The organism is Neisseria sp. HMSC070F02 (assembly GCF_001814225.1).
GTDB classification, from domain to species: domain Bacteria; phylum Pseudomonadota; class Gammaproteobacteria; order Burkholderiales; family Neisseriaceae; genus Neisseria; species Neisseria meningitidis.
On the sequence record NZ_KV815397.1, the window covers coordinates 14,948 to 25,521 of the forward strand.

Genomic DNA, 10,574 nt, shown 5'->3' on the forward strand with positions numbered 1-10,574 from the left:
TCGCCTTGTCCTGATTTTTGTTAATCCACTATAAGATTTCACCATTCCCTCAAATCAATCCAAACAGGAGCTTCATAAATGTACACAAGAATTATGGAAATCAGCCCTTGGACGCTGCGTTCGGCAAAACTGGAAAAAGAACACAAACGGCTGCAAGAGAGCCTGACCAGTTTGGGCAACGGCTATATGGGTATGCGCGGCAGCTTTGAGGAAACCTACTCCGCCGACAGCCACTTGGGCACCTACATCGCCGGCGTGTGGTTCCCCGACAAAACCCGCGTCGGCTGGTGGAAAAACGGCTATCCCAAATATTTCGGCAAAGCCATCAACGCGCTCAATTTCAGCAAAGTCAAAATCTTTGTCGATGGTCAAGAGGTGGACTTGGCGAAAAACGATGTTGCCGGCTTCTCCGTCGAACTCGATATGCAGCACGGCGTGTTGCGCCGCTCGTTCACCGTATTCGGCGTGCGTTTCGATGTGTGCAAATTCCTGTCCGTCGCACAAAAAGAGCTGGCTCTCATCCGCTGGGAAGCCGTGTCCGTTGACGGCAAAACCCACCAAATCCGCATCGATTCCATCATCGACGCCGACGTGAAAAACGAAGACTCCAACTACGAAGAAAAATTCTGGCAGGTATTGGACAAAGGCGTTTCAGACGGCCTCTCCTACATTGCCGCCCAAACCGTTGCCAATCCTTTCGGCGTGGAACAATTCATTGTCAATGCCGAGCAAACTTTTGCCGGCAGCTTTAAAGCCCTCGGCGGCAGCCAAACCGATTGGCAAGTTTCCAATTCTTTCGAGGCCGAAGTCGGCGGCACGCCCGAAACCTTTGAAAAACGGGTTATTGTTACCACCAGCCGCGATTATCAGGGCTTGGAAGCCGTGAAAGCCGCAGGCCGCGCCTTGTCGGAAAAAATCGCAGGCGTTGCGTTTGAAACCTTGCTGGACGCGCACAAAGCGGGCTGGTTGCACCGTTGGGAAATCGCCGACGTGGTCATCGAAGGCAGCGACGAAGCGCAGCAGGGCATCCGCTTCAACCTGTTCCAACTGTTCTCCACCTACTACGGCGAAGACGCGCGCCTGAACATCGGCCCGAAAGGCTTTACCGGCGAAAAATACGGCGGCGCGACCTATTGGGACACCGAAGCCTACGCAGTGCCGCTCTATCTCGCACTGGCCGAACCCGAAGTTACCCGCAACCTGCTGCAATACCGCCGCAACCAACTGCCGCAGGCGCAACACAACGCGCGCGAACAGGGCTTGGCGGGCGCACTCTATCCGATGGTAACGTTTACGGGCATCGAGTGCCACAACGAATGGGAAATCACCTTCGAGGAAATCCACCGCAACGGCGCGATTCCTTACGCCATCTACAACTACACCAACTACACCGGCGACGAAAGCTATCTTGCCAAAGAAGGCTTGGAAGTCTTGGTCGAAGTGTCCCGCTTCTGGGCGGACCGCGTCCACTTTTCCAAACGCAACGGCAAATACATGATTCACGGCGTAACCGGCCCGAACGAATACGAAAACAACATCAACAACAACTGGTACACCAACACCCTCGCCGCATGGGTATTAGACTACACCCGCGAAGCCCTGGCGAAATACCCGCGTCCGGATTTGAACGTGAGCGCCGCCGAGTTGGAAAAATGGGCGGACATCAGCGCGAATATGTACCGTCCGCATGACGAAGAACTCGGCGTATTCGTACAACACGACGGATTCCTCGACAAAGACATCCGCCCCGTGTCCGCGCTTTCGCCCGACGATTTGCCGCTCAACCAGAAATGGTCGTGGGACAAAATCCTGCGTTCGCCCTTCATCAAACAGGCGGATGTCTTGCAAGGCATCTATTTCTTCGGCGACCGTTTCAATATCGACGAAAAACGCCGCAACTTCGACTTCTACGAACCGATTACCGTGCATGAAAGCTCGTTGTCGCCGTGTATCCACGCCATCCTTGCCGCTGAACTGGGCAAAGAAGAAAAAGCCGTGGAAATGTACCAGCGCACCGCCCGCCTGGACTTGGACAACTACAACAACGACACCGAAGACGGCCTGCACATCACCTCCATGACCGGCTCGTGGCTCGCCATCGTCCAAGGTTTCGCCCAAATGAAAACTTGGGGCGGTAAACTCAGCTTCGCACCGTTCCTGCCGAGTGCGTGGACAGGCTACGCCTTCCACATCAACTACCGCGGCCGTCTGATTAAAGTCGCCGTCGGCAAAGAAAACGTCGTCTTCACCCTGCTCAAAGGCGAACCGCTCGATTTGCAGGTGTACGGCAAAGACATCACGCTCAACGGCAGCCACACCGCCGCGTTGGAAAAATAAGGAGGGCGAAAAATGACTTTTACCGCAGTGCTCTTCGATCTCGACGGCGTCATCACCGACACCGCCGAATACCACTACCGCGCATGGAAAAAACTCGCTGAAGAACTGGGCATCGGCATCGACCGCAAGTTTAACGAGCAGCTTAAAGGCGTGTCGCGCGACGATTCGCTCAAACGCATCCTCGCGCACGGCGGCAAAACCGTCGGCGAAGCCGAGTTTGCCGAACTGACCCGCCACAAAAACGACAACTACGTCGAGATGATTCAGGCAGTCAAACCCGAAGACGTGTATCCCGGCATTTTGCCCCTGCTGGAAGCATTGAGGGCAAACGGCAAAAAAATCGCCCTTGCATCCGCCAGTAAAAACGGCCCGTTCCTGCTGGAACGCATGGGGCTGACCCACTTCTTCGACGCCATTGCCGACCCTGCCGCCGTCGCACATTCCAAACCCGCCCCCGACATCTTCCTCGCCGCAGCCGAGGGCGTGGGTGCGGACATCCGCCGCTGCATCGGCATCGAAGACGCAGCGGCAGGAGTAGCCGCCATCAAAGCCGCCGGTGCCTTGCCTGTCGGCGTGGGCAAAGCCGAAGACTTGGGCAGCGACATCGCGCTGGTGTCCGACACCGCCGGGCTGACCTACGCCTACCTGCAAAACGTGTGGGCACAGTCGGGCAGGTAAAACGCGTCAGATAAAGTGTCAAGGAAGCAAAAGACCGTCTGAACAGTGTTTCAGACGGCCTTTTTGCTTTTAGAACAGAATGATAACCAAACTTACGCAACCCTAAAAACCGAATGCCAATTTCTTAACCATGCTATTCAAATTTATTTGAACGATTTTCTCTGACCTGCCAACCTTAACAATCACTATTAAAATGCGCGCCGATGTTTTGCCGCCTTGCGTATGCGGCTTGGGCGACGGCGAGGCTGCATTCGAGCAGGTTACGGTTTTCGTATTCGGACGCGGTGTGCGGCTCGGTTTGGTTTTGCTTCCAAAGCTGCAGTTGGGCAATGGCGCGGCGCAGGCCGGTATCGTTGCGTAGGATGCCCAGATGGCGTTGGTTGAAGGCTTGCAGGACGGGGCGGCTGAATGCGCTTTGGATGCCGTCTGAAAAGATGCCTGCTTCGGAGGAGAGGCTTTCAGACGGCCTTTGGGGCGGTACGGCTTGGAACGCTTGCCCGTCCGCGATGGTTTGGGCGGCAAGCCGAGCGGTAACGACGCATTCGAGCAGGGAGTTGCTGGCGAGGCGGTTGGCTCCGTGCAGCCCTGTGCAGGCGGTTTCGCCTAAGGCGTAGAGTTGTGGCAGGGAGGTTCTGCCGCTGGGGTCGGTTTGGATTCCGCCGCAGGTGTAGTGTTGTACGGGGCGGACGGGGATGGCTTGGCGCGTAATGTCCAAGCCGCATTGGGACAGGCAGTACCGATGGATGGATGGGAAATGCTGACGGACGAACTCTGCGGGTTGGCGGCTGATGTCGAGCGAGACGAAGTCTTGCGTTTGTTTGGCGATTTCGGCAGCGATGGCGCGGGCAACGATGTCGCGCGGCGCGAGTTCGGCGCGGCGGTCGTAATGCGGCATAAACCGCTCGCCTGCTTGGTTACTCAGGATGCCGCCTTCGCCGCGCACGGCTTCGGAAATCAGAAAGGTGCGTCCGTTTTCAGACGGCCTTGCCAAGCCTGTGGGGTGGAATTGGATAAATTCGAGGTTTTCGACTGTACAACCTGCGCGTATCGCCATGGCGATGGCGTCGCCCGTGCATTCGGGCGGCGTAGTGGTGGCGGCGTAAATTTGCCCGAGGCCGCCGCCTGCGAGTACGGTATGGCGGGCGCGGATGCGGTAGGTTTCTTGCGTTCGGCAGTTGAGGACGGTCAGTCCGCACGCCGCGCTTGATTCGGTTTGAATGTCCAACGCCATCTGCCGCTCGCAAACGCGGATGTTCGGGCGGCGGTGTATTTGGGCAATTAGGTTTTGCATGACGGCTTCGCCCGTGTAGTCGGCGACGTGGGCGATTCGGCGGCAAGTGTGCCCACCTTCGCGCGTCAGGTGCAGGTCGTTATTATTTTGGTCGAACGCCACGCCTTGCGCAAGCAGCCATTCGATTGCCGGTTTGCCCTGCGACAGGATGGTGCGGACGGCGGCTTCGTCGCACAAGCCCGCGCCCGCTTCCAAGGTATCGGCAACGTGTTTTTCGATGTCGTCCTCTCCCGACCACGCCGCCGCAATCCCGCCTTGCGCATGACGGCTGGCGGTGTCGTCCAGCCGGTTTTTGCACAAAATGACGATGCGGAACGATTCAGGCAGCGACAGGGCGAGCGTCAGTGCCGCCAGCCCGTTTCCGGCAATCAATACGTCGCAATCGGTTTGCATGGTGTTGTCCTTGTTTGAGAGGTCGTCTGAAACGGCAATATGGACGGCAAATCAGGCGGGGCCCATGCCGTTGAACACATCTTTTTTCTTCAGCCCTGCCGCGAAATCGAGCATACGCTGCAAAGGCAGTTTGGCGGCTTCGCCCAGCTTTCTGTCCAACAGGATTTCGTTGCGTCCGCTTGTCAGGGCGTATTTGATGCCGCCCAGCGAATTCATCGCCATCCACGGGCAGAACGCGCAGCTTTTGCAGCTTCCACCGTTGCCCGCCGTCGGCGCGGCGATAAATTGTTTGTCGGGCGCCTGCTTTTGCATTTCGTGCAGGATGCCCAAATCGGTCGCCACGATGAATTTTTTTTCAGGACGCGATACGGCGGCTTTGAGCAGTTTGCTGGTCGAGCCGACCACGTCGCCCAGTTCGATGACGCTTTGCGGCGATTCGGGATGAACCAGCACCACCGCGTCGAGGTGTTCCGTCTTCAACGCCGCCAGCTCCTGCCCTTTGAATTCGTTGTGGACGATGCACGAACCCTGCCACAACAGCATATCCGCGCCCGTTTCGCGGCGGATGTAGTCGCCGAGGTGGCGGTCGGGTCCCCAAATCAGTTTCTCGCCGCGCGATTTCAGATACGACACGATTTCCAACGCCACCGAAGACGTTACCACCCAATCGGCACGCGCTTTCACGGCGGCGGAAGTGTTGGCGTACACCACCACCGTGCGGTCGGGGTGTTGGTCGCAAAACGCTGAAAACGCTTCTTCCGGGCAACCCAAATCCAAAGAACATTCCGCCTCCAAATCAGGCATCAGCACCGTTTTTTCAGGGCAGAGGATTTTCGCGCTCTCGCCCATGAATCGCACACCCGCCACCACCAATGTACCGGCTTCGTGTTCCGCGCCAAAACGCGCCATCTCCAACGAATCGCCCACGCATCCGCCCGTTTCCAAAGCCAAATCTTGAATCAGCGGATCAACGTAATAATGCGCCACCAAAACCGCGTTTTTCTCCTTCAGCAAGGCCTTGATTTCGTCTTTCAGACGACCTGCCGTCTCGCGGTCGGGCGTGTCGGCAACCTTCGCCCACGCCTGACGGATTTGGCAGGCGGAAGTCGGCGTTTGGATGAGGGGCATATCGTAGTCGAACGAGCGGCGGGCGGCGGTTTGCATGATGTTTCCTTGTAGCTGGTTTTCAGACGGCATGAAGGTTTGCCGTCTGTTTTTCAAACTGTTTTTACATTATGCTCAACTTGAGTATAATATGCAAGGTCGTCTGAAAACAGGTTTGCGATACCGTAAAACCGACCCGCTTCGTTCCGACAAACCGCTTTGGTTTATAGTGGATTAACAAAAACCAGTACGGCGTTGCCTCGCCTTAGCTCAAAGAGAACGATTCTCTAAGGTGCTGAAGCACCAAGTGAGTCGGTTCCGTACCATCTGTACTGTCTGCGGCTTCGTCGCCTTGTCCTGATTTAAATTTAATCCACTATACAATAAAGCCTTTTCCACCCGCAGAAAGCCGAGCATGGATGCCTACCCCGAAGCCGAAGCCCCGCCGCAAAGCATCGTCGAGCTGGTTCCCGTATTGATTGCTGTTACCGACGGCGGCCTGCGGGTATTAACCGTCGCCCAAGGCACGCTCCTGCCCAACGGCCCGCTCTCCCCTCTGCGCAATTCCCTGCAGGCGGGCGTGAAGCTGTGGGTTGCCAAGCAGACTTCGCAGCCTATGGGCTATGTGGAACAGCTTTACACCTTTGTCGATACCCACCGCCGCAACGAACACGGCATGCCCGTCTTGTACGTCAGCTATTTGGGGCTGGTGCGCGAGGCAGCCGACAGCATCCTGCACCCGGATGCGAAATGGCAGGACTGCTACGGCTATTTCCCGTGGGAAGACTTGCGCACCGACGGCGGACAGCGCGACGCCGTCGTCGGCCGACTGCGCATTTGGGCAAACTCGGCGGACACGGAGGAAGTGCGTCAAATGCGGCTCAAGCGCATTCATTTGTGTTGGGGGGTCGAACCGGAAAACTGGTCGGAAGAATACGTTTTGCAACGCTATGAAATGCTGTATGAAAGCGGCCTGATAGTGGAAGCCGCCGAGCCGCAGGCAAACTTCGATTTCGCGCTCACAGGGCAGCCCATGCGCCACGACCACCGCCGCGTATTGGCGACCGCCCTGTCCCGCCTGCGCGCCAAAATCAAATACCGCCCCGTGATTTTCGAACTGATGCCGCCCGAATTCACGTTGCTGCAACTGCAAAACAGCGTCGAAGCCATCAGCGGCAGATTGCTGCACAAGCAAAACTTCCGCCGCCAGATTCAGCAGCAAAACCTTATCGAGCCGTCGGATACCGGCGTATCGGGCAGCAAAGGCCGTCCCGCGCAGCTTTGCCGCTTCCGCGACGACGTCCTGCCCGACAGGCTGATTTCGGACATCGGATTGCCGCTGGGCAGCCGTTAGCCCGTTTTCAGACGACATCAAACGAAGTTTTGCCCATCGGTGCAACATCAATCTTTTTCAACAAAGGAAACCCCATGCCGTCTGAAAACACCCTCTTCCCCCTGCCCGACACCCTGTTGCGCCCCATGGTGGAACAAGCCTTGAGCGAAGATTTGGGCAGGCGCGGCGATATTACGTCCGCCGCCGTTATCGCCCCCGACAAAACCGCCAAACTCTTCCTCGTCAGCCGCGAAGACGGCGTTATCGCCGGCATGGACTTGGCGCGCCTCGCCTTTCAGACGATGGATCCGTCCGTTCGCTTCCAAGCCGAAATCCGAGACGGGCAAGTCGTCCGCGCAGGTCAGACGCTTGCCGCCGTCGAAGGCAACGCCCGCGCGCTGCTCGCCGCCGAACGCACCGCGCTCAACTACCTCACGCACTTAAGCGGCATCGCCACCGCCACCGCGCGTGCCGTTGCCGAAGTCGCCGAATACGGTACAGACATCGTGTGCAGCCGCAAAACCATCCCCCTGCTGCGCGTCCTGCAAAAATACGCCGTCAGGGCAGGCGGCGGCGTGAACCACCGCATGGGCTTGGACGACGCCGTGCTCATCAAAGACAACCACCTCGCCTATTGCGGCAGCATCGCCCAAGCCGTTCGGCAGGCAAAACAGGCGGTCGGAGCATTGACCTGCGTGGAAATCGAAGTGGACACGTTGGCACAACTGGACGAAGCCATCGCAGCGGGCGCGGAACGGATTTTGCTGGACAACATGGACGACGAAACCCTGAAAGAAGCGGCAAACCGCTGCCACACGCAAACCGCCCACCCCCACACCGTCTATTGCGAAGCATCGGGCGGCATCGGCTTCGACCGACTGAAGCGCGTGGCGCAAACCGGCGTGGACGGCATCGCTCTCGGCTATCTGACCCACAGCAGCCGTTCGTTGGACATAGGTTTGGATTTCTTGGCATGAGTTTTAGGGTGTCGGCAGTTGTCTGATATGTCAGACAAGGAACCGCCTAACCGTAATCCGGTTATTGCCTCAAGGAGGAAATGCCGTCTGAAATATTCTTCAGACGGCATTTTTCGTGAAGGTCGTGATGCTTTAGAAAAAACAGCGTTTCAGGCAGGTATTTTGTTTGCCCGACAGCGCGGAGGCATCGGCAGGGCAGGGGAAAGGACGGGCGCGGCAGTTTTATGCCGTCTGAAGATCCGCCTTTTACGCTTGTTTGCAAAAATAGTGGTAAAAGGAACATACAATCCTGTACAATCATATATAAATAATTGATTTATAATATAATTTATAAAGATAATCACAATCATCCATATCTGCCGCCCGTCAATCCGCTTGGCGGGCGGAAAAGGTTTTAGGAATACCGATGAACACAATACCGCTCCACACCATACTCAAACTTATGGCGCATCCCGAACGTATGGCGATACTGCTCCAACTGTTGGACGGCGATTGCAATATTGCCGAGCTGTCCGAATCCCTGTCCATGCCTGCGACAGCGGTTTCCAACCATTTGAGCCGACTGCGCGTGGAAGGTCTGGTGGACTTTACGCGTTAGCACCGCATTATCGAATACCGCCTGATTTCCGAAGACGCGGCAACGATTCTGCAGACAATCCGCGATTTGGAAAACAAACGCGCGGTATAGTGTTAAAATCCTTTCCTTTTGCCGTCTGAACGTTTCAGACGGCATTTTTCGGAAATGTTATGAAAATCACCACTTGGAACGTCAATTCGCTCAATGTGCGGCTGCCGCAGGTGCAAAACCTGCTTGCCGACAATCCGCCCGATATTTTGGTTTTACAGGAACTCAAACTCGATCAGGACAAGTTTCCCGCCGCCGCCTTGCAGATGATGGGCTGGCACTGTGTTTGGAGCGGGCAGAAAACCTACAACGGCGTGGCAATCGTCAGCCGCAGCGCGCCGGAAGACGTGTATATCGGGCTGCCCGCGCTGCCGGACGATCCGCAACGGCGCGTGATTGCGGCAACCGTCGGCGGCGTGCGCGTCATCAATGTCTATTGCGTCAACGGCGAAGCCCTCGACAGCCCGAAATTCAAATATAAAGAACAATGGTTTGCCGCGTTAACCGAATTTGTCCGCGATGAAATGGCACGCCACGGCAAACTGGTGCTGTTGGGCGATTTCAATATCGCGCCTGCCGATGCGGACTGTTACGACCCTGAAAAATGGCACGAAAAAATCCACTGTTCGTCCGTCGAACGGCAGTGGTTTCAAAACCTGCTGGATTTGGGACTGACCGACAGCCTGCGCCAAGTCCATCCCGAAGGCGCGTTCTATACCTGGTTCGACTATCGCGGCGCGATGTTCCAACGCAAACTGGGCCTGCGTATCGACCATATTTTGGTGTCGCCTGCGATGGCGGCGGCGTTGAAGGATGTCCGTGTCGATTTGGAGACGCGCGCGCTGGAGCGTCCGAGCGACCACGCGCCGGTGACGGCAGAATTCGATTGGTAAAAGACCGTGTTTTGATATGGCGTTGACAAGCATTCATATCTTCAAGTGATTCGATAGGATAACTTTCTGCCTGACCGAAAAATAATTGCCTTTCCCTGACAAACAGCCGGAGTCGGCGGATTGTTCAAGCACAGCCTATTTTTCTGAAAAATTTATGAAATCCATAGGGTTAATATCAGATTTTGGAGCAGTAAAATTTATTATGTATATAATCCGGAGCAGAATCAAATATTAAAAACCGGATTTATTTTAGAATGAATAATCAGGCTGCCTTATGTATAGTAATAAATTAATCTCCTTTTTTTCCTATTGCCTTTATTGTGCTATGCAGTTGAGTTTGATGAAACCCAATATAACGACTGTAAAGATGAACCTATGTTATGTGCTGTCAGAATTGATTCTCCCAAAGGCAATAACTATAGTGGATTAACAAAAATCAGGACAAGGCGACCGAAGCCGCAGACAGTACAGATAGTACGGCAAGGCGAGGCAACGACGTACTGGTTTAAATTTAATCCACTATATAAATCTATGTGGTTTGACAATGGCAAGTTAGTATTTATATCCTTTACTAATCAACAAATGGAAAATCAAAGTCGCCCATCTCTAGCGATGTTTATTAGTGATGACAAAATATCCAGTACCGATATTGATGAATTTTTAGCATCTTTCGATCCTGATAAATATCGAATATTTCATGATCCAAGATATAAATTTTTACCTAGTATGTCGAACTCATTGTAATCCTTATTCTCTTTTTGATATTGATAGCAAATATAAACCTGATGAGAAAGATAAAATCTTTTTTTCAATCCCGACAGATAACACAGATTTTTATAAGGGTTTTTATTTAAATAAGGATTATATAGAAGGTATATATCCTAGTAGGCATAATGGCAGCTATTACAAAATATAGTGGATTAAATTTAAACCAGTACAGCGT

7 protein-coding genes and 2 pseudogenes are annotated in these 10,574 nt (G+C 54.7%); 6 read left to right on the forward strand and 3 right to left on the reverse strand.

The genetic code is table 11. From position 1 onward, the window contains the following. Positions 1 to 78: 78 nt before the first annotated feature. A complete protein-coding gene (locus HMPREF2959_RS03940) occupies positions 79 to 2,337 on the forward strand; it encodes a glycoside hydrolase family 65 protein (RefSeq protein ID WP_070696410.1) in 2,259 nt (752 codons plus the stop codon). 12 nt (positions 2,338 to 2,349) lie between these two features. Further along, complete coding sequence (gene pgmB, locus HMPREF2959_RS03945) at positions 2,350 to 3,015, forward strand: beta-phosphoglucomutase (protein ID WP_002218760.1); 666 nt, start codon at positions 2,350 to 2,352, stop codon at positions 3,013 to 3,015. 175 nt (positions 3,016 to 3,190) lie between these two features. On the opposite strand, the gene nadB is transcribed toward pgmB, so the two are convergent. The 3 genes and pseudogenes from nadB to HMPREF2959_RS12790 form a co-directional block, all read right to left on the reverse strand. Further along, positions 3,191 to 4,699, reverse strand: coding sequence for an L-aspartate oxidase (gene nadB / locus HMPREF2959_RS03950; RefSeq protein WP_070696412.1), 1,509 nt, complete (start codon positions 4,697 to 4,699; stop codon positions 3,191 to 3,193). Between the two features lie 51 nt (positions 4,700 to 4,750). After that, positions 4,751 to 5,863, reverse strand: coding sequence for a quinolinate synthase NadA (gene nadA / locus HMPREF2959_RS03955; RefSeq protein ID WP_002243257.1), 1,113 nt, complete (start codon positions 5,861 to 5,863; stop codon positions 4,751 to 4,753). A 258-nt stretch (positions 5,864 to 6,121) separates the two neighbouring features. Then, a pseudogene (locus tag HMPREF2959_RS12790) lies at positions 6,122 to 6,184 on the reverse strand (transposase); the annotation flags it as partial. 34 nt (positions 6,185 to 6,218) lie between these two features. Between HMPREF2959_RS12790 and HMPREF2959_RS03960 the strand changes: the two are divergent. The 4 genes and pseudogenes from HMPREF2959_RS03960 (at position 6,219) to xth (ending at position 9,631) form a co-directional block, all read left to right on the forward strand. Continuing rightward, a complete protein-coding gene (locus HMPREF2959_RS03960) occupies positions 6,219 to 7,157 on the forward strand; it encodes an NUDIX hydrolase (RefSeq protein WP_002218765.1) in 939 nt (312 codons plus the stop codon). A 74-nt stretch (positions 7,158 to 7,231) separates the two neighbouring features. Beyond that, complete coding sequence (gene nadC / locus HMPREF2959_RS03965) at positions 7,232 to 8,113, forward strand: carboxylating nicotinate-nucleotide diphosphorylase (RefSeq protein ID WP_002233544.1); 882 nt, start codon at positions 7,232 to 7,234, stop codon at positions 8,111 to 8,113. 406 nt (positions 8,114 to 8,519) lie between these two features. Next, positions 8,520 to 8,801: pseudogene (locus tag HMPREF2959_RS03970) on the forward strand (ArsR/SmtB family transcription factor). Between the two features lie 59 nt (positions 8,802 to 8,860). Next, positions 8,861 to 9,631, forward strand: a complete 771-nt coding sequence (gene xth / locus HMPREF2959_RS03975; protein ID WP_070696414.1) for an exodeoxyribonuclease III — start codon at positions 8,861 to 8,863, stop codon at positions 9,629 to 9,631. Positions 9,632 to 10,574 lie beyond the last annotated feature (943 nt).